This window comes from Streptomyces sp. NPDC026589 (assembly GCF_040638385.1).
Taxonomy (GTDB): domain Bacteria; phylum Actinomycetota; class Actinomycetes; order Streptomycetales; family Streptomycetaceae; genus Streptomyces.
This window is the reverse complement of record NZ_JBEZYG010000002.1, coordinates 185,392-211,165: the sequence shown is the minus strand read 5'-3', so window position 1 is coordinate 211,165 and position 25,774 is coordinate 185,392. Positions and strand designations below refer to the sequence as shown.

Sequence of the window (25,774 nt, the reverse complement as noted above, 5' to 3'; positions counted from 1 at the left end):
GCCTTCCGTCGCGTACGGCCCCGGGCATAGGTCCGGGGCCGTACGTGTTCTCTGAGCGGGAGCGGCAAGGATGAGCGGGACAGGACGGATGAGCGACGGGCGGCGAGTGGGTTTCGCTCTCGACGAACACCGGCCGAAACCGTAGGTATCTACGCAGCAGTAACCCTCCGGGACGGACGATCATCCGTCCCGGACCCGGGCCCCGCGTCCCGCCCACCGTCGACAAGTGCGAAGATGGGTTCTCGGCAGGACAGGGCCCCCACCACAGGGCCGAAGACAAAAGCGGCCGCACACCAGCCGACCGGCCGGTCACACCCCAGCGACGGGGCCCGGCGTACGGCGCACATGCATGGAGGACGTGACGTGGCGAACGACGCCAGCACCGTTTTCGACCTAGTGATCCTCGGCGGTGGCAGTGGCGGTTACGCCGCGGCCCTGCGCGGAGCGCAGCTGGGCCTGGACGTCGCCCTGATCGAGAAGGGCAAGGTCGGCGGCACCTGCCTGCACAACGGCTGCATTCCCACGAAGGCACTGCTGCACGCGGGCGAGATCGCGGACCAGGCCCGCGAGTCGGCCCAGTTCGGCGTGAAGGCGACCTTCGAGGGCATCGACATGGAGGCCGTCAACAAGTACAAGGACGATGTGATCGCGGGGCTGTACAAGGGTCTCCAGGGACTCATCGCCTCGCGCAAGGTCCACTACATCGAGGGTGAGGGCAAGCTCTCCTCCCCCACCTCCGTGGACGTGAACGGCCAGCGCGTCCAGGGCCGCCACGTGCTGCTGGCGACCGGCTCCGTGCCGAAGTCGCTGCCCGGCCTGGAGATCGACGGCAACCGGATCATCTCCTCGGACCACGCGCTGAAGATGGACCGCGTCCCGAAGTCCGCGATCGTGCTGGGCGGCGGCGTCATCGGCGTCGAGTTCGCCTCGGCGTGGAAGTCCTTCGGGACCGAGATCACGATCGTCGAGGGTCTCAAGCACCTCGTCCCGGTCGAGGACGAGAACAGCTCCAAGCTTCTTGAGCGCGCGTTCCGCAAGCGCGGCATCAAGTTCAACCTCGGCACCTTCTTCGACAAGGCCGAGTACACCGAGGACGGCGTCCGCGTGACGCTCGCCGACGGCAAGACCTTCGAGGCGGAGCTGCTGCTCGTCGCCATCGGCCGCGGCCCGGTCTCGCAGGGCCTGGGCTACGAGGAGCAGGGCGTCGCGATGGACCGCGGCTACGTCCTGGTCGACGAGTACATGCAGACCAACGTCCCGACGATCTCGGCCGTGGGCGACCTCGTCCCGACCCTCCAGCTCGCCCACGTCGGCTTCGCCGAGGGCATCCTGGTGGCGGAGCGACTCGCCGGTCTGAAGACCGTTCCGATCGACTACGACGGCGTGCCCAAGGTGACGTACTGCCACCCCGAGGTCGCCTCCGTCGGCATCACCGAGGCCAAGGCCAAGGAGATCTACGGCGCGGACAAGGTCGTCGCCCTCAAGTACAACCTCGCGGGCAACGGCAAGAGCAGGATCCTGAAGACCGCGGGCGAGATCAAGCTCGTCCAGGTCAAGGACGGTGCCGTGGTCGGCGTCCACATGGTGGGCGACCGCATGGGCGAGCAGGTCGGCGAAGCACAGCTGATCTACAACTGGGAGGCGCTGCCCTCCGAGGTCGCCCAGCTCATCCACGCACACCCGACGCAGAACGAGGCGATGGGCGAGGCTCACCTGGCGCTGGCCGGCAAGCCTCTCCACGCCCACGACTGATCCCCCGGTCCCGGGCGCGACGACCGACCACTTCCGCAATTTCGTAAGGAGCAACTGAAACCATGTCGGTTTCCGTAACCCTTCCGGCGCTCGGCGAGAGCGTCACCGAGGGCACTGTCACCCGTTGGCTGAAGGCCGAGGGCGAGCGCGTCGAGGCCGACGAGCCGTTGCTCGAGGTCTCGACCGACAAGGTCGACACCGAGATCCCGGCCCCCGCGTCCGGTGTTCTGGCCTCCATCAAGGTCGCCGAGGACGAGACCGTCGAGGTCGGCGCCGAGCTGGCCGTCATCGACGACGGCTCGGGCGCGCCGGCCGAGGCGGCGGCCCCCGCCGCCGAGGCCCCCGCCGCCGAGCCCGCCTCCACCCCGGCCCCGCAGGCCGAGGAGGCGCCCACCGCCCCGTCGACCGAGACCGAGGCTCCGGCCCAGGCCCCGACCGCCGAGGCGACCACCGGTGCTTCGTCCGCCGAGGGCACCGACGTCACCCTCCCGGCGCTCGGCGAGAGCGTCACCGAGGGCACCGTCACCCGCTGGCTCAAGGAGGTCGGCGAGGAGGTGGCCGAGGACGAGCCGCTGCTGGAGGTCTCCACGGACAAGGTCGACACCGAGATCCCCGCCCCGGTCGCCGGTGTGCTGCTGGAGATCGTGGTCGGCGAGGACGAGACCGCCGAGGTCGGCGCCAAGCTCGCCGTCATCGGCGCTCCGGGCTCGGCTCCGGCCGCCGCTCCGGCGCAGCCCGACGCCCCGGCCCAGGAGGCACCGAAGCAGGAGGCCCCGAAGGCCGAGGCCCCCAAGGCCGAGGAGCCGAAGCAGGAGGCCCCCGCGGCTCCCGCCCCGGCCCCCGCCGCTCCGGCCGCCCCCGCGGCTCCGGCTCCGGCCGCTCCGGCCCAGGCCCCGGCGGCTCCCGCCGCCCCGGCTCCGGCGCAGCCCGCCCCCGCCGCCCCGGCGCCGGCCGCCCCGGCCGCGCCCTCCGGTGACGACGGCGCGTACGTCACGCCGCTGGTCCGCAAGCTCGCGTCCGAGAACAACGTGGACCTGAGCGCGGTCAAGGGCACCGGTGTCGGTGGCCGTATCCGCAAGCAGGACGTCGTCGCCGCCGCGGAGGCTGCCAAGGCCGCCGCAGCCGCTCCGGCCCCGGCAGCCGCTGCTCCGGCGGCCGCCAAGGCGCCGAAGCTGGAGGCGTCCCCGCTGCGCGGTCAGACGGTCAAGATGACCCGCATGCGCAAGGTCATCGGCGAGAACATGATGAAGGCGCTGCACTCGCAGGCCCAGCTGACCTCGGTCGTCGAGGTCGACATCACCAAGCTGATGAAGCTGCGCAACCAGGCGAAGGCCGCATTCCTCGCCCGTGAGGGCGTCAAGCTGTCCCCGATGCCGTTCTTCGTGAAGGCGGCGGCCCAGGCGCTGAAGGCCCACCCGGTCGTCAACGCCCGGATCAACGAGGACGAGGGCACCATCACGTACTTCGACTCGGAGAACATCGGCATCGCCGTGGACGCCGAGAAGGGTCTGATGACCCCGGTCATCAAGAGTGCGGGCGACCTGAACATCGCCGGCATCTCCAAGAAGACCGCGGAGCTCGCGGGCAAGGCGCGCGGTGGCGGCCTGACGCCGGACGACATGTCCGGCGCCACCTTCACCATCACCAACACCGGTTCGCGCGGTGCGCTGTTCGACACCGTCATCGTGCCCCCGAACCAGGCGGCCATCCTGGGCATCGGCGCCACGGTCCGCCGTCCGGTGGTCATCGACCACCCGGACCTCGGCGAGACGATCGCGGTGCGCGACATGACGTACGTCGTGCTCTCCTACGACCACCGTCTGGTGGACGGCGCGGACGCCGCCCGCTACCTGACGTCGGTCAAGGCGATCCTGGAGGCGGGTGAGTTCGAGGTCGAGCTCGGCCTCTGAACTCCCCTGCTGTAACCAGCCTCACCAGCGGCGCCCCCGTCCGGAACTCATCCGGGCGGGGGCGCCGCCGTATTGTCTAACCACCACAGAAGGCCTACCGCCGCCGTGATGATGTAGGCAGCACCGGTCTGCCCTGAAGGAGCCCTCCATGACCCCGCCCGTCGTCCACTCGCTGCGCGAACAGATCCGCGAGCACATCGTGGAGGGGATCGTCAGCGGGCGCTGGAAGCCGGGTGAGCGGATCGTGGAGCGCCGCATCGCCACCGAGCTGGAGGTCAGCCAGACGCCCGTGCGCGAGGCGCTGCGCGAGCTGGAGACGCTGCGGCTGATCGAGTCGGCCCCCAACAAGGGCGTACGCGTCCGCAACCTCACCGCGGCCGATCTGGAGGAGAGCTACCCGGTCCGGGCCGGGCTGGAGCAGATCGCGGCGGAGCTGGCGGCCCCGCGGCTCGGCCGGGACTGCTCGGCGCTGGCCCCGCACGTGGCCGCGCTGTACGAGGCGGACCGGCTGGCCGACGGCGAGGCGCAGGTGCGGCACACGGTCGGCTTCCACCGGGAGATGGTGCGGGCGGCCGGGAACGCGGTGCTGCTGCACACCTGGGAGGGGCTGGGCATCGAGGTGTTCACGGCCCTGTCGATCCGCTGGCTGGGCACGGTGCAGAAGTCGTACGCGGAGGAGCACCAGGCGCTCATCGACGCGTTCCTCGCCGAGGACCCGGCGATCGGGGCCCTGGTGAAGGCGCACGTGCTGGGCTGCGCGCCTCGGGCCTGAGCCTTCCCGGTGCCTGCGAGCCTCCCGGCGCCCTTCGCCCGACGACCCCTGTGAAACTCCGATCATCTGGCGCCCGGTCCGCTCTTCCGTGCAGGTCAGCGCCCCATTTGCACGCTATTTCGCGTCACTCCGTGCCCCCTTTCGAGGCACCCCATGCCACTTTTCTTCGTATCGAGAAGTTTTGCCTTCAATCCTTTGATCGATCATCGATCAGCGCCTTACAGTTCATCCGCGGGCCCACCGGCCCCATCGCTCTGTCCTGCCAGATAGAGCCTTCTCCACCCCCCTCCTCTCCGGAAGGCGGCGATCATGACCGACCCCGTAGGAAAGCTTCCGAGCGAGCTCGACCAGCTCCCGGACCGTGACCCCGAGGAGACCGCCGAATGGGCGGCCTCCCTGGACGCCGTCACCCAGGCCGCCGGCCCGCACCGTGCCGCGTACCTGATGCGCCGCTCGCTGCAGCACGCCGAGGGCGCCGGTCTCGCGCTGCCCAAGCTGCTGGAGACCGATTACGTCAACACCATCCCGACCGCCGCCGAGCCCGCGTTCGACGGCGACCTGGAGATGGAGTCGAGGATCACCGCGTGGAACCGCTGGAACGCGGCCGCGATGGTGACCCGGGGAGCCAGGTACGGGGTCGGCGGCCACATCGCCACCTTCGCCTCGGCCGCCTGGCTCTACGAGACCGGCTTCAACCACTTCTTCCGCGGCAAGGAGGGGGACGGCTCCGGCGACCAGCTCTACATCCAGGGCCACGCCTCCCCCGGCATCTACGCCCGCGCCTTCCTCGACGGCCGGCTCAACGAGCGGCAGCTGGACAACTTCCGCCAGGAGACGGGCGGCGACGGTCTGCCGTCCTACCCGCACCCCCGGCGGCTGCCCTGGCTGTGGGAGTTCCCCACCGTGTCGATGGGCCTCGGCCCGCTCTCGGCCATCTACCAGGCGCGCTTCAACCGCTATCTGGCCAACCGCAGCATCAAGGACACGGCCAACTCGCACGTCTGGGCCTTCCTGGGCGACGGCGAGATGGACGAGCCCGAGTCGACGGCCGCCCTCGCGCTGGCCTCCCGTGAGCAGCTCGACAACCTGACCTTCGTCATCAACTGCAACCTGCAGCGCCTCGACGGCCCGGTCCGCGCCAACTTCCGCGTGGTCCAGGAGCTGGAGGCGCAGTTCCGCGGGGCCGGCTGGAACGTCGTCAAGACGCTCTGGGGCAACGCCTGGGACGAGCTGTTCCAGCTGGACACCACAGGCGCGCTGCTGCGCCGCCTGCGAGAGGTCCCGGACGCGCAGTTCCAGACGTACGCCACCCGCGACGTCGCCTACATCCGCGAGCACTTCTTCGGCGCCGAGCCCGCGCTCGCCGAGCTGGCGAAGCTGCTCACGGACGCGAAGATCGGCGAGTGCTTCTACACCTCGCGCGGCGGCCACGAGGCCCGGAAGGTGTACGCGGCGTACAAGGCGGCCGTCGAGCACAAGGGCGCGCCGACCGTGATCCTGGCCCAGACGGTCAAGGGCTACACGCTCGGCAAGGGCTTCGAGTCCAAGAACGCCAACCACCAGATGAAGAAGCTGTCGATCGACGAGTTCAAGGGCATGCGCGAGCTGCTCGGCCTCCCGATCCCCGACAGCGCCTTCGAGGACGGTCTCGTCCCCTACGGCCACCCCGGCGCCGACTCCCCCGAGGTCCGCTACCTCCAGGAGCGCCGTGCCGCCCTCGGCGGCCCCGCCCCGGCCCGCCGGATGCACGCCTCCGCGCCGCTGCCGCAGCCCGAGGAGCGCGCGTTCAAGGCCCTGTACAAGGGGTCCGGCAAGCAGGAGATGGCCACCACCATGGCGTTCGTCCGCCTGGTGAAGGACCTGATGCGGGACAAGGAGACCGGCAAGCGCTGGGTGCCGATCGTCCCGGACGAGGCCCGTACCTTCGGTATGGAGTCCCTCTTCCCGTCCGCCGGCATCTACTCGCCGCTGGGGCAGACGTACGACCCGGTCGACCGCGACCAGCTGATGTACTACAAGGAGGCCAAGGACGGCCAGATCCTCAACGAGGGGATCACCGAGGCCGGGTCCATGGCCGACTTCATCGCCGCCGCCACGTCGTACGCGACGCACGGCGAGACGATGATCCCGTTCTACATCTTCTACTCGATGTTCGGCTGGCAGCGGACCGGCGACCAGATGTGGCAGCTCGCCGACCAGCTCGGCAAGGGCTTCATCGTCGGCGCGACGGCGGGCCGTACGACCCTGACGGGTGAGGGCCTCCAGCACGCGGACGGCCACTCGCACCTGATCGCGGCCACCAACCCGGCCTCGCTCAACTACGACCCGGCGTTCGCGTACGAGGTCGCGGTGATCGTCAAGGACGGCCTGCGCCGGATGTACGGCCCCGAGGCCGAGGACGTCTTCTACTACCTGACGGTCTACAACGAGCCGAAGCCCCAGCCCGCGATGCCCGAGGGCGTCGAGGAGGGCATCGTCAAGGGCCTGTACCGCTTCAAGGAGGGCACGCCCGCGAAGGCGGACGCGCCGCGCATCCAGCTGCTCTCCTCCGGTACGGCGATCCACTGGGCCCTGGAGGCCCAGGAGTTGCTGGCCGCCGACTGGGGTGTCACGGCCGACGTCTGGTCCGCCACCTCGTGGGGCGAGCTGCGCCGCGACGCGCTGGAGGCCGACGAGGCGCTGCTCCGCGGTGAGCAGCGGGTCCCGTACGTGACGCAGGCGCTCTCCGGCGCGCCGGGCCCGGTGCTCGCGGTCAGCGACTGGATGCGCCAGGTCCCGGACCAGATCAGCCAGTGGGTGGAGCAGGACTGGTCCTCGCTCGGCACGGACGGCTTCGGCCTCTCGGACACCCGCGCCGCGGCCCGCCGCCACTTCGGCGTCGACGCCCAGTCGATCGTGGTGGCCTCGCTGGCCCAGCTCGCCAGGCGCGGCGAGGTCCCGGCCTCCGCGATCAAGGAGGCCCGGGAGCGCTACGGGCTCTGAGCCCGCTCCCGTACAGAGCCGGAACCCCCGGTCACCGGAGCGGACGCGTCCGACAACGCGCCCGCCCCGGCGGCCGGGGGTTCCGGCGTGGTCCACGGTGCCGGTGCCGGTGCCGGTGCCGCCACAATGGGGCCATGCGCGCTGCCCGGCTGATCAAGATGGTGCTGCTCCTGCAAGCCCGCCCCGCGATGACCGCCGCCGAGCTGGCGGCGGAGCTGGAGGTGTCGGAGCGTACGGTCACCCGGGACGCGCAGGCGCTCTCCGACGCGGGCGTCCCGGTGTACGCGGAGCGCGGCCGGGCCGGCGGCTACCGGCTCGTCGGCGGCTACCGCACCCGGCTGACCGGCCTCGCCCGGGACGAGGCGGAGGCGCTGTTCCTCTCCGGGCTGCCCGCCGCGCTGCGCGAGATGGGGCTGGAGGACGCGGCGTCGGCCGCCCGCCTCAAGGTGTCGGCGGCGCTGCTGCCCTCCCTCCGCGACGCCTCCTCCTCCGCCGCCCGGCGCTTCCACCTGGACGCGCCCTCCTGGTACCACGAGCCGGAGCCCCCCGAACTGCTGCCCGTCATCGCCGACGCGGTCTGGGACGACCGGCTGCTGCGGGCCCGCTACCGCCCGGGCGGGGGCCGTGAGCGGGAGGGGACGGAGGTGGCGCGGGAGCTGGCTCCGTACGGTCTCGTCCTCAAGGCCGGGGTCTGGTATCTCTGCGCCCGGGCGGGCGAGGACTTCCGGGTCTACCGGATCGACCGCTTCACCGCCGTGGAGCCCGCCGACGAACGCTTCGACCGGGACGTGAGCTTCGACCTGCCCGGGTTCTGGGAGGAGCGGGCCACCGGGTTCGCCCGTTCCCTGCTGCGCAGTGAGGTGACCGTACGGGTGTCCGGGCGCGGGGCGCGGATGCTGGCGTACACCGGTGACCGGGCGGCGGCCGCCACCGCGCTCGCGGAGGCCTCCGAGCCGGGTCCGGACGGGCTGCGCACCCTCACGCTGCCGGTGGAATCGCTGGATGTGGCCTATGGCCAGCTGCTGGCGCTGGGGCCCGAGTTGGAGGTCCTTGCACCCGAGTCGCTGCGGATCCGGTTCGCGGACGCCGCCGAACGTCTGCGCGAAATGTATCGCTGAAAGGCGTCAATTCGGTGTCTGCGCGTGCGGGAGCCCCCGCCAGGCTGGATGCTGGACCCGTGATGGACGAAACGGAATTCTGGGAGATCATCGACAGCACCCGCGAGGCCGCCGAGGGCGACCCCGAGGACCACGCCGACCTGCTGGTGGAACGGCTGGTGCAGCTCGATCCCGATTCCGTGCTGGACTTCGCCCGGCACTTCGAGGCCCGCTACAACCGCGCCTACCACTGGGATCTGTGGGGCGCGGCGGCCGTGCTGCTGGGCGGGGCGAGCGACGACGCGTTCGACTACTTCCGCTGCTGGCTGATCGGCCAGGGCCGGGAGGTCTTCGAGGGGGCGCTGCACGATCCGGACGGCCTGGCGGAGTTGCTGGAGGACTTCGACGAGGACATCGACGGGGACGGCGAGGAGCTGGGCTACGCGGCCGACGAGGCGTACGAGCAGCTCACCGGTGTGGTCGCGCCGGACCTGGGGCTGCCGCCGCAGGCCGCGGAGCCGCTGGGCTCCCCGGTCGACTTCGAGGACGAGGAGGCGCTGGCCGCCCGCTTCCCCGAGCTGTGGGACCGCTTCGGGCCCCGCTAACTCCCGTCCGGCCGCCCGGTGCTCAGGCGGGGCCGAGCGAGCGTCCCATGCAGACGTCGTCGACGTAACGCCCGTTCAGGAAGAACTCCCCGGGCAGCACCCCTTCGACGGCGAAGCCCTCGGAGACGTACAGGGCGCGGGCGGGGTCGTTGTGCGCGAGCACCCGCAGCGTGATCCGGTTGGCGCCCTGGCGGCGGGTCTCGGCGAACGCGGCCCGCAGCAAGGTCCGCCCCACACCGGCCCCGCGCGCCCAGGTCGCCACGGCGAGGCCCCGGATCTGGCGGACATGGGCGTTGGCGGCGAGCGGGGTGGGCGGGACGAGGCGTATGTACCCGGCGATGCGGGGTGCGCCGTCCTCCGTCTCCGCGTCCGCCTCCACCACGAGGAAGTCCTCCGGCGGATACCGCTCCCCGAAGAAGGGGTCGTACGGGGGCGTCGGCCGCGGCAGGACCGCGTGCAGCGTCGACCAGGTGGACCGGTCGAGCTCGGCGAGCTGGTCGTCGTCGGCGGGCGCGGCGGTGCGGACGGGGCGGAGGGTGAGTGCGGCCATGGGGTCACTTTGTCACGCGGTGCCCCCGGTGTTCGAGGCGTTTCATGGGGCAGGATGGGCCCATGCCGAGCTCCCGTATCGCCGTCAGCGGATCGTCCGGACTCATCGGGGCAGCGCTGGTGCGCTCGCTGCGCTCCGACGGGCACGAGGTGGCCCGCCTGGTGCGCCGCGCCGCCAGAACCGGCGACGAGGTCGAGTGGGACCCCCAGCGCGGTTACGTGGACGTGGCCGGCCTCGTCGGCTGCGACGCCGTCGTGCACCTGGCCGGGGCCGGGGTGGGCGACCACCGCTGGACCGACGCCTACAAGCGGGAGATCCGGGACAGCCGGGTCCTGGGGACCGCCGCCGTCGCCGAGGCCGTCGCCTCGCTCGACACCCCGCCCCGCGTGCTGCTCGCCGGGTCCGCCATCGGCTTCTACGGCGACACCGGGGACCGCCCGGTGGACGAGGGCGCGCCGCCCGGGGACGGGTTCCTGCCCTCGGTCTGCGAGGAGTGGGAGGCGGCCACCGCCGCCGCCGAGGAAGCGGGCGTCCGCACGGTGCACGCGCGGACCGGGCTGGTCGTCGGCCGCGAGGGCGGAGCCTGGGGGCGGCTGTTCCCGCTGTTCAAGGCGGGGCTGGGCGGGAAACTGGGCAGCGGCCGCCAGTACTGGAGCTTCATCGCGCTGCACGACCATGTCGCCGCGCTGCGCCACATCCTGGACACCGAGACGCTGACCGGCCCGGTGAACCTGACCGGGCCGAAGCCCGTCACCAACGCCGAGGTGACCGCCGCGATGGGGCGGGTGCTGCGCCGCCCGACGCTGTTCCCCGTGCCGGCGCCCGCGTTGCGGCTCGTGCTCGGTGAGTTCGCGGAGGATGTGCTGGGCAGCCAGCGGGTGATCCCGGCGAAGCTGCTGGACTCCGGCTTCTCGTTCGCCTTCCCCGGCATCGACGGGGCGATCCGCGCCGCGCTGCGCTGATCCTGCCGCGCGTCCACCGGTCCCTCGCGGTCATGCGCCGTTCTTCGCGGGGCCGACCGGCCGCGGTCGCGGTCTCTCGCGGGGCCGACCGGCCGCGCTCCCGGTTTCTCACGAGGCCGACCGGCCGCACCGGGGCGCGTGTGCGACCCCGTGCCCCCGTGCTCCCCGGCACGCGCGTCTGACCGAGTATCAGCCATCCTCCTAGCTTCGTTGCGAACTCCGGTATTCCTGGGGCCTGTTGAGGGAAAGAGCCCCTCACCAGTCGCACCGACTCGGGGAGGGGCACGTGCGCAGCACGGCACACCACGCAGACGTGATCATCATCGGGGCCGGAATCGCCGGCCTGTCAGCGGCCCACCTGCTCGTCCGGGCGGGGCTCGGCGTCAGTGTCCTGGAGGCCGAGCCCCGGGTGGGCGGCCGGCTCACCACCGACGAGACGGACGGGTTCCGGCTCGACCGGCTCGGCCCCCTCCTCTGCACGTCCTGGCCCGAGCTGACCGGCACCCCGGGGCTCGACGCTCCGGAGCTGCGGGAGTTCGCGCCGGGCGTCCTGGTCCACAGCGAGGGCCGCCGCCAGCTCACCGGCGACATACGGAGCGCGAGGGGCGCACTCAAGGCAGTGCGCACCCGTTCGAGCTCCCCCCGAGCCCCCCGAGCCCTCCGAACCGCCCGGGCTTCCCGCGCGCCCTGGGCGGCGCAGAGCGCGTACGGGCACGAGCACGGCGCCCCGGCGCGCGGGGGTGGCCGCGGCGCCGTGGTGACCGGTGCGATCGACCGGGCCCGGCTGGGCGCGGCGCTGTCCCGGCTGGCGGCCACCCCCCAGGCCCGGCTCCTGACCCGCCCGGAGCGGACCGCCGGCGGCGCCCTGCCCGGCGTCGGCCTGCCCGCCCGTACGGTGGACGGCGTCCTGCGCCCCCTGCTCACGGCCCTGCTCAGCGACCCCGCCCTCACCACGTCGAGCCGGCGCGCCGATCTCGCCCTGCGGGACTACGCACGCGGCGGCCTGTGCGTACCGGCGGGCGGGTCGTCCGTGCTGCCGGAGCTGCTGGCGGCCGCGCTGCCGCCGGGCACGGTCCGGACCGGGGTGCACGTCACGGCCGCGGACATCACCTCCGTACGCACCAAGGAGCACGGTGAACTGGGGTGCCGCTCCCTGCTGCTGGCGACCGGCGCGGGGGCCGCGGCCGAGCTGCTGCCGGGTCTGCGGGTGCCGTCCTTCCACCCGGTGACGGTCCTTCACCACACCGCGCCCGCCCCGCCGCCCACGGGCAGGTCGCTGGTGCTGGACGGCGACCGGTCGGGCCCGGTGGCGTACACCGCGGTGATGAGCGAGGTCGATCCGTCGCGGGCGCCGGAGGGCCGGACGCTGATCACTTCCACGGTGCTCGGGACCCCGCCGCCGGACCTGGACCGCTCGGTGCGGACGCACCTGGCGGCGCTGTACGGGGTGCCGACGGACGGCTGGGAGCTGCTGGCGGCCCATCACGACCCGGAGGCGGTGCCCGCGATGGAGGCCCCGCACGATCCGCGCCGGCCGGTGCGGGTGCTGGCCGGGCTGTACGTGTGCGGCGACCACCGCGACACGAGCACGGTCCAGGGCGCGCTGCACTCGGGGCGGCGGGCGGCCGAGGCGATCCTGACCGACCTGGCGGTCCCGGGCACGCACGAGGGGAGCCCGCGCCTGCCGGATGCCGCGTGACGCACCCGGCCGCGCTCCGGCCACGCGCCCGGCCGGGTCAGCCGAGGGCGGCGACCCGGTCGCGGTAGCCGCGTACGGCGACCGCGTCCCGGTAGGGCTCCAGGCTGCGCTCGAAGGCGCGTACGTACTCGGCTGCGCGCACCGAGCGCATCTCGGCCGCCTGCTGGGCCGCCTCCGCGCCCAGCAGGCAGGCCTGGTCCAGCTCGCCCAGGCCCAGCCGGGCCGAGGCGAGGACCACCCGGCAGAACAGCCTGCTCCGGGCGTACGCCGGTGCGCGCAGCTGGAGCGACCGCTCGGCGTGCTGGGCGGCGGCCCGCCACTGCTGGAGGTCGCGGTGACAGTGGCCCAGCTCGTCGGCGAGCTGCGCCTCGTCGAAGGTGCGGGCCCAGTGCGGCACCTCGTCGCCGGGGCGTGCGGTCTCCAGGGCGTGCTCCGCCCGGGTCAGGGCGGCGGTGCAGGAGCGCGCCTCGCCGAGCACGGCGTGCCCGCGCGCCTCGACCGCGTGCAGCAGCGCCTGGACGAGGAGCGGGGCGGCCGAGCCGACGCCCTGCTGGGCCACGCGGGCGAGCTGGACGGCCTCCCTGCCGTGCCCGAGGTAGACCGCCTGGCGGCTCATCGTGATCAGGACGTAGGCGCCGTACCCGCGATCCCCGGCGGCCTGGGCGAGCCGCAGTGCCTGGACGAAGTACCGCTGGGCCAGGCCGTGGGCGGCGATGTCGTACGAGGTCCAGCCGGCCAGCCGGGTCAGGTCGGCCACCGCCGCGAACAGGCGCCTTCCGGTGGCCTCGCCGTACGTGCCCCGGAGCATCGGCTCGGCCTCGTGCTCCAGATACCGCACGAGGGCCTGCCGGGCGTGGCCGCCGCCGTAGGCGTGGTCGAGGGTACGGAACAGCTCGCCGACCGAGCGCAGCGCGGCGACGTCCCCGCCGCCGACCCGCTGTCCGGGGCCGCGGTCGGTCTGGCGCTGGCGCGGGACCATGGGCAGTGCCGCGGTCCCGGGCGACGCCCCGGCGGCGGTCGGGTGCGTGGCGGACCGGTGCGTGGCCGGCGGATGCGTGGCGGGCGGGTACGTAACGGGCGGGTGCGTGGCGGACGGGCCCGGGGGCGTGGGCCGGCCCGGCCCGGTGGCCGGGCGCGGGAGTCCCCTGGCCTCGGTGCGCGGCGCCCCGTCCGGGCGGCCCGGCGAGGGGGCCGCGGCCTCTCCCCCGGCCCGGCGGGCGGCGGCTCCGTCCCGGGCCACCCATTCGTCGGCCCGGCCGATCAGCCAGTCACGGCTGGGGACGACGAGTCCGGCCGGGGTGAAGGCGATCTTGCGCAGCTCGACGTGGGTGCCGGAGTCCTTGCGCCAGAGACCGCTGACGATGTCGACCGCCTCGGCGGGGGTGGCCGCGAACTCCAGCCCCGCGTAGACGGGCGCGCAGGCGTCGAGCCCGAGGTCCTGGGCGGAGAGCCGCCGCCCGAGCCGCCGGGTGAACACCTCGGCGATCAGCGCGGGCGTGGTGCCGCGCGGCTGCTGCCCCCGCAGCCAGCGAGTGACCGAGGTTTTGTCGTACCGCAGGTCGAGGCCGTGTTCGAGGCCGAGCTGGTCGACCCGGCGGGCCAGGCCGGCGTGCGAGAAGCCGGCTTCCGCGATGAGTGAGGCGAGTCTGCGGTTGGGCGTGCGCTGCGGGGGTCGTTCCGACATCAGCTGTACGGTCTCCTGCCTTCGGGGCCGGACGGGCAGCCCTCATGGGAACGGCGCGAATTTAGCGGCCACCGGAGCGGCCACAGCCACCCTTTGCTCCACGTTCATCCGATCGTGTGAGGATTCCGGGCGGAGCTGACGGAAACGTCCGGCCCGTGGACGGTCCGGCCCCGGGCAGCCGACGGGCCCGGGACCGGACCGCCGCACCGGTCCCGCACCTGCCGGGGGGCCGTCCGGGCGACGGTCGTACAGTGGACGCGGGCGCGATCAGTGCAGGGTTCCGTCACCCCGGGGACACCCCTCCGGGCACCCGGGACCCACGTAGGGAGGCATCGGTGAGCGAACTGCGGTTCGTCCGTCTGGGCTTCGGCGAACAGGCCGTCGAGTACACGGAGGCTTGGCAGAAGCAGCGCGAGGTGCACGCGGACCGGTTCGAGGACCGGGTGCCGGACACCTGTCTGCTCCTGGAGCACCCGCCCGTCTACACCGCGGGGCGTCGCACGGCGGAGAGCGAGCGTCCGCTGGACGGCACTCCGGTCATCGACGTGGACCGCGGCGGGAAGATCACCTGGCACGGCCCCGGGCAGCTCGTCGGCTACCCGATCCAGAAGCTGCCGCGCCCGGTCGACGTCGTCGCGCACGTCCGTCGGCTGGAGGACGCGCTGATCCGCACGGCCGCCGACTTCGGCGTGGAGACCTCCCGGGTCGAGGGCCGCAGCGGCGTCTGGGTGCTCGGTGATCCGGTCGAGCAGCGCCAGGCGCTGGGCGGCCTCTCGCTGGACTTCGACCCGAGGCTCCAGGACGAGGAGTTCGACCCGCGGCTGAACGGCCCCGAGTACGCCCCGTCCAACGCCGGCCAGCGCCGCGAGGACCGCAAGCTGGCCGCGATCGGGATCCGGGTCGCCAAGGGTGTCACGATGCACGGCTTCGCGCTCAACGTGAACCCGGACAACACCTGGTTCGACCGGATCGTGCCGTGCGGCATCCGCGACGCGGGTGTCACGTCCCTCTCCAACGAGCTGGGCCGGGAGATCACCATCGAGGAGGTGCTGCCGGTCGCCGAGAAGCACCTGCGGGACATCCTGGAGAACGCGGAGCTGGCGCCGCGCGCGGTCGAGCAGCCGAAAGCCGCGTCCACACCTCCGGCCCCGGCTCCGGCCCCGGCCCCCGCCTAGGGGCGCACAGGCAGTGCAGGCCCCACCGGCCTTACCGGCCAGTAGGCCCGGACAGTCGCCACCGGCCGGGGAATAGGCCCCGTCGGCCGCAGGTTGGGCAGACGTAAGACCGTTCGATGTACGGGCGTACCCTGGTGTTCGCCAAAGAATCCCAAGCGATTCCCTCGCGCATCGCTCGCGCATCCCACGCGAACCCGACGCGAATCCAACGCAGCAGAGAGCAAAGGGGAGCCGGAGTGTCCGCTGTCGCACCCGACGGGCGCAAGATGCTGCGCCTGGAGGTCCGGAACAGCCAGACCCCCATCGAGCGCAAGCCCGAGTGGATCAAAACGCGGGCGAAGATGGGCCCCGAGTACAAGCAGCTGCAGCAGCTGGTGAAGGGCGAAGGGCTGCACACGGTCTGCCAGGAGGCGGGCTGTCCCAACATCTTCGAGTGCTGGGAGGACCGCGAGGCCACCTTCCTCATCGGCGGCGACCAGTGCACCCGGCGCTGCGACTTCTGCCAGATCGACACGGGCAAGCCGCAGGCGCTGGACCGTGACGAGCCCCGCCGTGTCGGCGAGTCGGTCGTCACGATGGACCTGAACTACGCCACCATCACCGGCGTCGCCCGCGACGACCTGGAGGACGGCGGCGCCTGGCTGTACGCCGAGACCGTCCGCCAGATCCACGCGCTCACCGCGGAGCGGGAGGCGGGGGCGACCAAGGTCGAGCTGCTGATCCCCGACTTCAACGCCGAGCCCGAGCAGCTCGCCGAGGTCTTCTCCTCGCGCCCCGAGGTGCTCGCGCACAACGTGGAGACGGTGCCGCGGATCTTCAAGCGAATCCGCCCCGGCTTCCGCTACGAGCGTTCCCTGGAGGTCATCACCCGGGCCCGCGAGGCCGGTCTGATCACCAAGTCGAACCTGATCCTCGGCATGGGCGAGACCCGCGAGGAAGTCAGCGAGGCGCTCCAGGACCTGTACGACGCAGGTTGCGAGCTCATCACGATTACGCAGTACCTGCGCCCCTCGGTGCGGCACCACCCGGTCGAGCGCTGGGTGAAGCCGCACGAGTTCGTCGAGCTGAAGGACGAGGCCGACGCGATCGGCTACTCCGGCGTGATGTCGGGCCCGCTGGTGCGGTCCTCGTACCGCGCGGGGCGTCTCTTCCAGCAGGCGATGGAGGCGCGCGGCGTCGCCGCCGCCGGAAGCGCTCAGGCCGCACAGGCCGTGTGAGTCCGCTCACGAGCGACTACCGAGCAGTAACCGCACCGTCGAAGCGGTCCGGACGCTCCCCGCAGGTCGGGGACGCGTACGGACCGCTTCGGCGTGCGCGGCGCCGGAATCAAGGCTTCATTGGTGTTTGACCACCCGGTCATGCACTGGTAACACCAAGCGGTGACCCTGGGTACACATGCGGCAGCGACTCCAGCAGCCGCCGTCACCGCTTCCCACACTCATCCGCGCCCCGAGGCGCATCCGTTCCGAGGGGGAACACCACGATGCAGGCCGCACCGGTCCGCGCCCACGCCCTTCCGTCCGTCACCACCGCCCTGCGGGCCGTCGAGTCGCTGCTGCTGAGCGGCGGCCAGCGCACCGCCCGCCGCAACGCCTGGACGGCCGTCCTGGAGGACCGCCGCCGCGCCAAGGACCGGGTGGAGGCCCAGCACGTGCTGGAAGCCGTGGCCGACCAGCGTTCCTAGGTCGCTCCCACGCCACGTAAACTTCAGTACATGGCGAGGAAGGCAAAAACTGAAGGCGCGGACAGCGCCGAGAACGCGGGGCGGCTCAAGCAGATCGCCCTGACCTACAAGATGACCAGGCGGACCGACAGCAAGATCGGTCTTGTCGTCGCGGGTGTCGGAATCGTCACGTTCGGTGTCCTCCTCGGCATCGGCTTCGCGATCGGGCACCCGGTCTATCTGGGCATCCTGGGCTTCGTCCTGGCCATCCTCGCGATGGCGATCATCTTCGGCCGTCGCGCCGAGCGGGCGGCCTTCGGACAGATGGAGGGCCAGCCCGGAGCGGCGGCCGCCGTCCTGGACCGGATCGGACGCGGCTGGACCACCACCCCCGCGGTGGCGATGAACCGCAGCCAGGACGTCGTCCACCGGGCGGTCGGCAAGGCCGGCATCGTCCTGGTGGCCGAGGGCAACCCGAACCGGGTGAAGGGCCTGCTGGCGTCCGAGAAGAAGAAGATGGCCCGCATCGTGGTGGACGTGCCGGTGCACGACATCATCGTCGGCAACGGCGAGGGCCAGGTGCCGCTGAAGAAGGTCCGCACCAAGATGCTGAAGCTTCCCCGCGTCCTGACCGGCCCGCAGGTGACCTCCACCAACGACCGGCTGCGCGCGATGGGCGACCTGATGAGCAACATGCCGCTGCCGAAGGGCCCGATGCCCAAGGGCATGCGGATGCCGCGCGGCGGGAAGATGCGCTGACCACGGCGACAGACGTGAAACGGGGCGGCCCCCGGACCGGTGAACGGTCCCGGGGCCGCCCCGTTTCCGATGTCCGCACCGGGGAGATCACATCCGGACCCTCATGCCCGCACCGGGAAGGTCACATCCGAACCCTCATGCCCCTTCCGTGGGGGGGTGTCACATCCGGACCTGCACGGCACGCGACAGCCGGTCGTGCAGTCCGCGCCCGTCGCGGTCCCAGACCAGTGCGGGGATGACGAGCAGCAGCAGGACGGTCCGCACGACGACCCGCACGAACCCGAGCCGCCCGCCGTCGTCGGCGACCACCCGGACGCCCAGGAGGCGCTTCCCGGGCGTGCAGCCGATGGTGCCGACGGTCAGCAGGCTCATCACGAGGAAGACCCCGAGCGCCCAGTTCCCCGCCGCCTGCTGGTCACCGCGAGCGAGCAGCCCGTATGCGATCACCATGCAGAGCGACCAGTCGATGAAGAGGGCCCCGAAGCGCCGTCCGAGCGGAGCGACCGAGCCGGGCCCCTCCTCGGGCAGCCCGAGTCCCTTGCCGCGGTAGCCGAAGTCGGCGCCCATCTCCTCGGCGGCCGCGCGGGGCCCCGAGAGCCACGATCCGATTGCTTGCCTGTTGTCCACCCGTCCACGGTACTGCGCCCGTGTTTGCCCCTGGCCGGGCGGGGCACCGGAAACAGTCGCTGGGATGCCTCCCACCACCGCCCCGGTTAACTTGGGCGAAACAAATGGGTCACGCTTGAGAAATCACGCCTGCCTATGGTCGGGTCCAGCGTGCGCCACCGCACTGGCCGCACCACGAGCTACAACCCCGTCCCTCCCGGGCCGGGAGTAGGAGGAGTTGGATGTTCCAGAACGCCGACGAAGTGCAGAAGTACGTAGCGGACAACGACGTCAAGTTCATCGATGTCCGGTTCTGCGACCTGCCCGGGGTGATGCAGCACTTCACGATCCCGGCAGCGACCTTCGACCCGGCCGAGGAACTGGCCTTCGACGGTTCGTCGATCCGCGGCTTCCAGGCCATCCACGAGTCGGACATGGCGCTGCGCGCGGACCTGTCGACGGCTCGGGTGGACCCCTTCCGCCGTGACAAGACCGTCAACATCAACTTCTTCATCCACGACCCGATCACGGGCGAGCAGTACAGCCGTGACCCGCGCAACATCGCCAAGAAGGCCGAGTCGTACCTCGCCTCGACCGGCTTCGCGGACACCGCGTACTTCGGCCCGGAGGCCGAGTTCTACGTCTTCGACAACGTCCGCTTCCAGACGTCGGCGAACGAGAGCTTCTACCACATCGACTCCGAGGCCGGCGCCTGGAACACCGGGTCGGAGGAGAACAACCGCGGCTACAAGGTCCGCTACAAGGGCGGCTACTTCCCGACCCCGCCGGTCGACCACTTCGCCGACCTGCGTGCCGAGATCTCCCTGGAGCTGGACAAGAACGGCCTCCAGGTCGAGCGCCAGCACCACGAGGTCGGCACGGCAGGCCAGGCCGAGATCAATTACAAGTTCAACACGCTGCTCGCCGCGGCCGACGACCTGATGCTCTTCAAGTACATCGTGAAGAACGTCGCCTGGCGCAACGGCAAGACCGCGACCTTCATGCCGAAGCCGATCTTCGGCGACAACGGCTCGGGCATGCACGTGCACCAGTCGCTGTGGCAGGGCGGCGTTCCGCTCTTCTACGACGAGCAGGGTTACGCCGGCCTCTCGGACATGGCCCGCTACTACATCGGCGGCATCCTGAAGCACGCCCCGTCGCTGCTGGCCTTCACCAACCCGACGGTGAACTCCTACCACCGCCTGGTCCCCGGCTTCGAGGCCCCGGTCAACATGGTGTACTCGCAGCGCAACCGCTCCGCCGCGATGCGCATCCCGATCACCGGCTCGAACCCGAAGGCCAAGCGCGTCGAGTTCCGCGCCCCGGACCCGTCCTCGAACCCGTACCTCGCGTTCTCGGCCCTGCTGATGGCGGGCCTCGACGGCGTGAAGAACAAGATCGAGCCGGCCGAGCCGATCGACAAGGACCTCTACGAGCTGGCTCCCGAGGAGCACGCCAACGTCCAGCAGGTCCCGACGTCCCTCCCGGCCGTGCTTGAAGCCCTGGAGGCGGACAACGAGTACCTCCAGGCGGGCGGCGTCTTCACGTCGGACCTGATCGAGACGTGGATCGACTACAAGCGCACCCACGAGATCGCCCCGATCCAGCTGCGGCCGCACCCGCACGAGTTCGAGCTGTACTTCGACCTCTAAGAACACCACGGGCCGGACTCACCCGCGCCCGAGACGCCGAGGGCCGCCACCTCCTTCCGGGAGTGGCGGCCCTCGGCGCGTGAGGAAGGCCCTCCGGCCGGCAGCCTTATTCGATGGTCGGGAAGGCCACCGGTAGCCGATCATGAGGGCATGCCGGAACAGCCGATCAGCACCCTCAGCCTGCGCCACGTCCTCCCGCCCGCAGGGGCGGACACCTGGGTCGAGGTACGTCCGTTCGTCGACGGGAGGGACCTCCTGAAGGAGTTCTACCTCGACGGGCTGGGCAACTGCCGCCAGGAGTGGGACGGCCCGGCGGAGACGTGGCCGTTGACGCCAACGCAGGATTCCGGGCTCGTCATCGTGGGCGAACCCGACTGCTATCCGGGGTGCTGCGGAGCGCTCTTCGTCGATATCCGGCGTGCGGGCGACCGGGTGCTCTGGTCGTCCTGGAAGAACACCAGCAGCATCCACGCCGCGCTTCCGGACGATCTCCACTTCGACGCCGCCCAGTACGACGCAGAACTGGCCCGCGCAGCAGCCGACTTGACGTGGGAGGAGCCGATGGACACCGTCGCCCGGCTACTGAAGAAGACGCTGGTGGACAGTGGCTGGTTCGAACGATGGGGATGTGTCCTGGAGCAGGTGCGATCCTCGCGCGAAGAGCCCTGCGGGGTCGAGGTCCAGTTCACGCAGGAGCGACGGCCCGGCGACCACCCCCGCCGATTCGGTTACGAACTGCCCGTCACGTGGACCGAGCCGGCCGAGGACCAGGCCCTGCGGTTCGCGGCGGCGATCCTGGCGGAGGACCCGCGCAGCACCGCCGAGCAGTGGGCAGACTGAAGCTCCCCGTACGGTCGCCCCTGACCGGGCCTGCGCCGCCGCGGACCCGCCCTCACCGCAGCGAGGGCCGCGCCCGCCCCGACCAGTACTCGTCGGCCGTGATGCCCAGCAGGACCACGTCGTGGTAGGCGCCGGCGAAGAACTCGTGCTGGCGCAGGCGGCCCTCCTCCACGAAGCCGAGTCTGCGGTAGAGGGCCAGGGAGGCGTCGTTGAAGGCGTAGACCTCCACCTCGCACTTGTGGCAGCGCTGTTCGGCGAACATGTAGGTGAGGACCAGTTCGGAGGCCTCGGCCGCGTAGCCCTGGCGGCGGTGTTCCCGGGTGACCTCGATGCCCGTACGGAAGCGGCCTGCCCGGGCGTCCGTCTCGCCGACCGAGACCGCGCCGACGAAGGCGTGCTCGAAGCGGGTCTCTATGACCAGGTGGTACGCGGCCGGGTTCGGGGTGCGGCCGGCGCGCTCGGTGGCCCAGGCGCGGAAGCTCTCGTCCGAGCGGGGCGGCTCGACCACGTCGGCGTTGCGGGCGTCCACGGTGTGCAGGGCCAGGGCCCGGAAACCCTCCCAGTCCTGCGGTTCGACGCCCCGCAGGCGTATTCTCTCGCCGGTCCACAGGTCGGTCATCGCTCTCCACTGTCTCGGCGGCCCGTTTCGGGGGCCGGCTTGCGGTGATGTGGTGGTGCGGTGCGGTTACGTGAGGTGGGCGGCGATGGTTCGCGCGCAGGTCAGGGACTCCGTGTGGGTCGTGTCGACCTCCAGGTCGTACGCCACGCCCCGGTGGACCGTCTCCGCCTGTGCTGCCGCCATGCCTCTCGGGCGGTCCCCCCGGGCGATCTCGCGGGCCTCCGCGACCGCGCCCTCGCAGCGGACGCCCACCCAGAGGACGTCCAGACCCGTCAACGCCTTCCGCCACGGTTCCCGGGACGCCGGGCCGCCGAGGAACACGTCGTCGACGATGACCTTGGCGCCTGCGCGGACCATCGCGGCGACGCCCTCGCGCCAGGCCGCCTCCAGCCTGCGGAACTCCGGGCCGACCGCCACGCCGCCGTCCTCGGCGAACTCGATACCCGCGTCCGAGGTGCGCAGGGACGCGGGCAGCGCATCGACGAAAGCGTCGACCGCGGCGGCGAGCCACGGGTCCGGCAGTTCCGCCTGGAGGCAGCGGACGATGCCGGACTTGCCGGAGCTGGAGCCGCCGTTCAGCACGATCACCTGGGTTGTCACCCGGTCACAGTAGAGGGAACCGGAGCGGTGTTCGACGCGTTTTCGAGCGGCTCCGGCCGGTCAGGCGGGCTTGATCGTGGCCAGTTGCGCGAGGAGCAGGATGAGCCGGTACGCCGTCGCGTAGTCGGGGGATGTGAAGGTGACCGTACGGGCGCCCCCGGCGCGTGAGAAGCCCGGTACGAGGGTCGCCAGGTCGATGGTGTGCGGGCTGGCGAGGTCGACCTCCACGTCCAGCGGGGCGGGGGCGAGCGTCAGGGGCTCGATGGCCGCGCGGCGGGTCACCGCGTCCGCCGCCGCCCGGCGCAGCCGGTCCCGGGCCTCCTCCGGGTGCAGCGTCACGGCCGCCGCCATGCCCAGGGCCTCCTTGACCGCGACGGTGACCGTCCCGGGGACCAGGGCGTTCATCTCGGCGCAGGCCGCGTCGTCGCCGCTGAGCAGGACGACCGGTACGCCGAGGTGGCCGGCCATGGCGGCGTTGAGCCCGATCTCGCCCAGTGCGCGGCCCGCCACCCGTACGTCGAGGATCTCGCCGTTCATGGTGTGCGCCAGCACGCCCGGCCCCTCGCCCGCGCGGACGTGGTAGCCGACGAAGAGCGCGGCGTCGGTCGCCTCGTCGAGCCCGGCGAGCATGTTCAGCGCGCGCGGCTTGCCCCGTACCAGCCGGGCCCTGCGGTCGAGTTGCTCCGGCAGGAGGTTGCGGAAGGTGCCGTGCGCGTCGGCGACCAGCACCTCGGCCGTGGGGTCGGCGTCCAGGACGCCCGCGACGACCGCGTTCGCGTCGGCCGTCATCAGCTCCCGGCCTCGCTGGTAGTCGTAGCGCTCGGGGTTCGTCTCGCTGGAATGGACGATTCCCGAGACGCCTTCCATGTCGACCGAGATGAGTAGCTTCATGGGTTCGGGAGCCTACCGGGAGGCGGGTGGCGGCGGGCGGTCCGGTGCCCCCGGCCGGACGAGCAGGCCGGGGGCACCGGGCGATCGGCGGTGCGGTGTGGTCAGCGGCCGTAGCGGATCAGGGCGCGGACCATGCGGCAGGTGGTGTCGGACGGGGGGTGGATGCCGAGGCGCTCGGCGGTGATCCGTATCCGGTGGTTGCCCGCGCTGGAGGGCTGGTAGACCCCGCTGTCGAGCAGGGCGATGGCCAGGCGCATGGCCTTGAGGCGGCGGTTGTGGGAGACGTACCACTCGCGGGGGCGGCCCGCGGGCAGTCGCTTCTTCGTCGGCGGGGTGGGAAGCGGCGGGTGGAAGGGCATCGGGAGCTGTCGGTCGAGCGGCTCGGTCGTGACTGTGGCAACAGCCATTCGGCATCCTCCTGGCAGCGTGGTGGAACCCTCACGAACTCCCTCCATTTTACTGCCCCCCACTGACAATCGCCCCTGGCCAGAGGCCATTTCGGCAGTCCCTCGCGTAACCTTGGCCCCATGGAGATCTGGATCAATCCGGCCTGTTCGAAGTGCCGCGGCGCCCTCGCCCTGCTTGATGCGGAGGGGGCCGAATACACCGTCCGCCGTTACCTGGAGGACGTGCCCTCGCCCGAGGAGATCCGGGCCGTGCTGGACCGGCTCGGTCTGGAGCCGTGGGACATCACGCGGACGCAGGAGGCGGCGGCAAAGGAGCTGGGGCTGAAGGAGTGGCCGCGGGAGGCCGGTTCGCGGGAGCGGTGGATCGTCGCGCTGTCCGAGCACCCGAAGCTGATCCAGCGGCCGATCATCACCGCCGATGACGGTACGGCCGTGGTGGCGCGGAGCGAGGAAGCGGTGCGGGACGCGTTGGGGCGGTAGCGGTCCCCGGCTCCGCTGGAAGTGATTCGGCGCCCGGCGCCGGTCCGTGGCCCGGCCGCCGGGTCAGCCCCGTGCGGGAGCCCTCAGCGTTCGTCCGTGCCCGCGCGCTTGGCGGTGGACAGGGCTATGCGGTTCCAGGTGTTGATCGTGAGGATCAGGGCCAGCAGATGGGCCAGCTCCTCCTCGTCGAAGTGGGCCGCCGAGCGGTCGTAGACCTCGTCGGGGACGCCGGCGTCCCCGATCCGGGTGACCGCGTCCGTCAGGGCCAGGGCGGCCCGTTCCCGCTCGGTGAAGAAGTGGTCCGCCTCGTGCCACACCGCGACCATGTGCAGGCGCTCCTCGCTCTCGCCCGCCTTCCGCGCGTCCGTGGTGTGCATGTGCAGGCAGTACGCGCAGCGGTTCAGGTGCGAGGCGCGGATCTGGACCAGTTCGACCAGCGTCGGGTCCAGGCCCGCGCGGGCCGCCGCGTCCAGGCCGATCACGGCCCGGAAGACCTTCGGGGCGCTCTTCGCGAAGTCGAGCCTGCCGGTGGCGTTGTTGCTCCGGACGGTGGTGGCCGGGGCGGTGGTGCGGTCGTTCGTCTTGATCTCCGTCGTCGTCATGGGTACGAATCTAGGGCGACGGGCGACTGGGTGTGGGGTGCATTTCCATGACGGATTCATGGGTCAATTCCGCGGAGATCCTGGGCAGCGATCTGCCGCTGGAACTCTCCGGCACGGGCAACCGCCGGGCCCTGCTGATGGCGGCGCTGCGCGAGGCCGTGCGCAGCGGGCGGCTCGCCCCCGGTGCCCGGCTGCCGCCCTACCGGTCCCTCGCCGCCGATCTCGGCCTCGCCCGGAACACCGTCGCCGACGCGTACGCCGAGCTGGTCGCGGAGGGGTGGCTGGCCGCCCGGCAGGGCTCGGGCACGCGGGTCGCCGAGCGGGCCGTCCCGGTCACCCCCGTGCACCGGCCGCGCACCCCCGAGCGCGCCGCCCGCCCGGTCCATGACCTGGTCCAGGGGCAGCCGGACCCCTCGGTGTTCCCGCGCACCGCCTGGCTGGCCTCGGTGCGGCGTGCGCTCGCCGCCGCCCCCGACGACGCGTTCGGGCCCGGCGATCCGCACGGGCGGCCCGAGTTGCGGCGGGCCCTCGCCGGCTATCTGGCCCGGGTGCGGGGGGTGCGGGCCGCGCCGGAGCGGATCGTGCTGTGCTCGGGGGCCGCGCACGGGCTGCGGCTGCTGGCGGAGGTGGTGGGCGGTCCGTGGGCGGCGGAGGAGTACGGCCTGCCCTTCCACCGTGCGCTGCTCGCCTCCCACGGGGTCGGCACCCGGCCGCTCGGCGTGGACGCGGACGGCGCCCGGGTCGACGGGCTCACCCGCCACGACCGTGCCGTGCTCCTCACGCCCGCCCACCAGTTCCCCACCGGCGGGCCTCTGCACCCCGCGCGGCGGGCGGCCGTCGTCGACTGGGCCCGGGCCACCGGCGGGCTCGTCGTGGAGGACGACTACGACGGGGAGTTCCGCTACGACCGGCAGCCCGTGGGTGCTGTCCAAGGGCTCGATCCCGAGCATGTGGTGCTGGTCGGGTCGGTGAGCAAGAGTCTGTCCCCCACCCTCCGGATCGGGTGGCTGGTGCTGCCCCAGCGGCTCGTCGGCCCCGTCGTCGCGGCGAAGGGCGAGCGGGAGCAGTTCTCCAGCGCCACCGAGCAGCTGACGCTCGCGGACTTCGTCGAGTCGGGCGCGTACGACCGGCAGGTCCGCCGGATGCGGCAGCGCCACCGCCGCCGCCGGGACCAGCTGGTGGCGGCCCTGGAGCGGCGGGCCCCGCACATCCGGGTCACCGGGATCGCCGCCGGCCTGCACGCGCTGCTGGAACTGCCTCCCGGCACCGAGCGTTCGGCGGTCCGGGCGGCGGCCTGGCAGGGGCTGGCGGTGGAAGGCCTGGGCGACTACCTGCACCCGGGGGCGGGGCAGGCGGAGCGGGCGGAGGGCCCCCGCGACGGGCTCGTCGTCGGATACGCGACACCCGCCGAATCCGCCTACCCGGAGGCGTTGGAGGCCCTGTGCCGGGCCCTGCCACCGGGGTGAG

General features: G+C 72.2%; 24 protein-coding genes. 16 read left to right on the top strand and 8 right to left on the bottom strand.

Features of this window, described 5'->3' with window-relative positions; genetic code table 11:
- Positions 1-363: 363 nt before the first annotated feature.
- From lpdA to AB0F29_RS03910, 6 genes are all read left to right on the top strand, one after another.
- Positions 364-1,752, top strand: coding sequence for a dihydrolipoyl dehydrogenase (gene lpdA / locus AB0F29_RS03935; RefSeq protein ID WP_018958106.1), 1,389 nt, complete (start codon positions 364-366; stop codon positions 1,750-1,752).
- Between the two features lie 62 nt (positions 1,753-1,814).
- Complete coding sequence (gene sucB, locus AB0F29_RS03930) at positions 1,815-3,662, top strand: 2-oxoglutarate dehydrogenase, E2 component, dihydrolipoamide succinyltransferase (RefSeq protein ID WP_361867252.1); 1,848 nt, start codon at positions 1,815-1,817, stop codon at positions 3,660-3,662.
- 148 nt (positions 3,663-3,810) lie between these two features.
- Positions 3,811-4,434, top strand: a complete 624-nt coding sequence (locus tag AB0F29_RS03925) for a GntR family transcriptional regulator (protein WP_018958108.1) — start codon at positions 3,811-3,813, stop codon at positions 4,432-4,434.
- A gap of 309 nt (positions 4,435-4,743) precedes the next feature.
- Positions 4,744-7,416, top strand: coding sequence for a pyruvate dehydrogenase (acetyl-transferring), homodimeric type (gene aceE, locus AB0F29_RS03920; protein ID WP_361867251.1), 2,673 nt, complete (start codon positions 4,744-4,746; stop codon positions 7,414-7,416).
- Between the two features lie 134 nt (positions 7,417-7,550).
- A complete protein-coding gene (locus AB0F29_RS03915; protein ID WP_361867250.1) occupies positions 7,551-8,534 on the top strand; it encodes a YafY family protein in 984 nt (327 codons plus the stop codon).
- 62 nt (positions 8,535-8,596) lie between these two features.
- A complete protein-coding gene (locus AB0F29_RS03910; protein WP_361867248.1) occupies positions 8,597-9,118 on the top strand; it encodes a DUF4240 domain-containing protein in 522 nt (173 codons plus the stop codon).
- 22 nt (positions 9,119-9,140) lie between these two features.
- On the opposite strand, the gene AB0F29_RS03905 is transcribed toward AB0F29_RS03910, so the two are convergent.
- Positions 9,141-9,668, bottom strand: a complete 528-nt coding sequence (locus tag AB0F29_RS03905) for a GNAT family N-acetyltransferase (protein ID WP_361867246.1) — start codon at positions 9,666-9,668, stop codon at positions 9,141-9,143.
- Between the two features lie 62 nt (positions 9,669-9,730).
- Between AB0F29_RS03905 and AB0F29_RS03900 the strand changes: the two genes are divergently transcribed.
- Both AB0F29_RS03900 and AB0F29_RS03895 read left to right on the top strand, forming a co-directional pair.
- Positions 9,731-10,630, top strand: coding sequence for a TIGR01777 family oxidoreductase (locus tag AB0F29_RS03900; protein ID WP_361867245.1), 900 nt, complete (start codon positions 9,731-9,733; stop codon positions 10,628-10,630).
- Positions 10,631-10,916: 286 nt separating this feature from the next.
- Complete coding sequence (locus tag AB0F29_RS03895) at positions 10,917-12,329, top strand: FAD-dependent oxidoreductase (RefSeq protein ID WP_361867243.1); 1,413 nt, start codon at positions 10,917-10,919, stop codon at positions 12,327-12,329.
- Between the two features lie 37 nt (positions 12,330-12,366).
- Here the strand turns inward: AB0F29_RS03895 and AB0F29_RS03890 are convergent, their stop codons facing one another.
- A complete protein-coding gene (locus tag AB0F29_RS03890) occupies positions 12,367-14,013 on the bottom strand; it encodes a regulator (RefSeq protein WP_361867241.1) in 1,647 nt (548 codons plus the stop codon).
- A gap of 335 nt (positions 14,014-14,348) precedes the next feature.
- Between AB0F29_RS03890 and lipB the strand changes: the two genes are divergently transcribed.
- The 4 genes from lipB to AB0F29_RS03870 all read left to right on the top strand — a co-directional run bounded on the left by lipB (position 14,349) and on the right by AB0F29_RS03870 (position 17,610).
- The gene (gene lipB / locus AB0F29_RS03885; protein ID WP_361867240.1) at positions 14,349-15,188 is read left to right on the top strand and encodes a lipoyl(octanoyl) transferase LipB; all 840 of its coding nucleotides are present in this window, start codon (positions 14,349-14,351) and stop codon (positions 15,186-15,188) included.
- Positions 15,189-15,424: 236 nt separating this feature from the next.
- Positions 15,425-16,405 (top strand): lipoyl synthase, encoded by a 981-nt coding sequence (gene lipA / locus AB0F29_RS03880; protein ID WP_361867238.1) that lies wholly within the window; start codon positions 15,425-15,427, stop codon positions 16,403-16,405.
- A gap of 266 nt (positions 16,406-16,671) precedes the next feature.
- A complete protein-coding gene (locus tag AB0F29_RS03875) occupies positions 16,672-16,872 on the top strand; it encodes a hypothetical protein (protein ID WP_361867236.1) in 201 nt (66 codons plus the stop codon).
- A gap of 30 nt (positions 16,873-16,902) precedes the next feature.
- Positions 16,903-17,610: a DUF4191 domain-containing protein gene (locus tag AB0F29_RS03870; RefSeq protein ID WP_215108930.1), complete on the top strand. Its 708-nt coding sequence runs from the start codon at positions 16,903-16,905 to the stop codon at positions 17,608-17,610.
- 159 nt (positions 17,611-17,769) lie between these two features.
- Here AB0F29_RS03870 and AB0F29_RS03865 read toward each other — a convergent pair whose 3' ends face one another.
- A complete protein-coding gene (locus tag AB0F29_RS03865; RefSeq protein ID WP_215108943.1) occupies positions 17,770-18,177 on the bottom strand; it encodes an RDD family protein in 408 nt (135 codons plus the stop codon).
- Positions 18,178-18,458: 281 nt separating this feature from the next.
- Between AB0F29_RS03865 and glnA the strand changes: the two genes are divergently transcribed.
- Entirely contained in the window at positions 18,459-19,868 is a 1,410-nt protein-coding gene (gene glnA, locus AB0F29_RS03860) for a type I glutamate--ammonia ligase (protein ID WP_018958122.1), read from the top strand.
- A 150-nt stretch (positions 19,869-20,018) separates the two neighbouring features.
- Positions 20,019-20,708: a hypothetical protein gene (locus tag AB0F29_RS03855; RefSeq protein WP_361867235.1), complete on the top strand. Its 690-nt coding sequence runs from the start codon at positions 20,019-20,021 to the stop codon at positions 20,706-20,708.
- 52 nt (positions 20,709-20,760) lie between these two features.
- Here AB0F29_RS03855 and AB0F29_RS03850 read toward each other — a convergent pair whose 3' ends face one another.
- From AB0F29_RS03850 to AB0F29_RS03835, 4 genes are all read right to left on the bottom strand, one after another.
- Entirely contained in the window at positions 20,761-21,327 is a 567-nt protein-coding gene (locus tag AB0F29_RS03850; RefSeq protein ID WP_361867234.1) for a GNAT family protein, read from the bottom strand.
- A gap of 66 nt (positions 21,328-21,393) precedes the next feature.
- Positions 21,394-21,927, bottom strand: coding sequence for a chloramphenicol phosphotransferase CPT (gene cpt / locus AB0F29_RS03845; RefSeq protein ID WP_361867232.1), 534 nt, complete (start codon positions 21,925-21,927; stop codon positions 21,394-21,396).
- A 60-nt stretch (positions 21,928-21,987) separates the two neighbouring features.
- A complete protein-coding gene (locus tag AB0F29_RS03840; RefSeq protein ID WP_361867230.1) occupies positions 21,988-22,818 on the bottom strand; it encodes a M55 family metallopeptidase in 831 nt (276 codons plus the stop codon).
- A 101-nt stretch (positions 22,819-22,919) separates the two neighbouring features.
- Positions 22,920-23,225, bottom strand: coding sequence for a hypothetical protein (locus AB0F29_RS03835; RefSeq protein ID WP_007450191.1), 306 nt, complete (start codon positions 23,223-23,225; stop codon positions 22,920-22,922).
- Between the two features lie 120 nt (positions 23,226-23,345).
- Between AB0F29_RS03835 and AB0F29_RS03830 the strand changes: the two genes are divergently transcribed.
- Entirely contained in the window at positions 23,346-23,705 is a 360-nt protein-coding gene (locus tag AB0F29_RS03830) for an arsenate reductase family protein (protein WP_361867229.1), read from the top strand.
- Between the two features lie 83 nt (positions 23,706-23,788).
- On the opposite strand, the gene AB0F29_RS03825 is transcribed toward AB0F29_RS03830, so the two are convergent.
- Positions 23,789-24,307: a carboxymuconolactone decarboxylase family protein gene (locus tag AB0F29_RS03825; protein WP_361867227.1), complete on the bottom strand. Its 519-nt coding sequence runs from the start codon at positions 24,305-24,307 to the stop codon at positions 23,789-23,791.
- A 47-nt stretch (positions 24,308-24,354) separates the two neighbouring features.
- On the opposite strand from AB0F29_RS03825, the gene AB0F29_RS03820 reads away from it, so the two are divergent.
- Entirely contained in the window at positions 24,355-25,773 is a 1,419-nt protein-coding gene (locus AB0F29_RS03820) for a PLP-dependent aminotransferase family protein (RefSeq protein ID WP_361867225.1), read from the top strand.
- Position 25,774 lies beyond the last annotated feature (1 nt).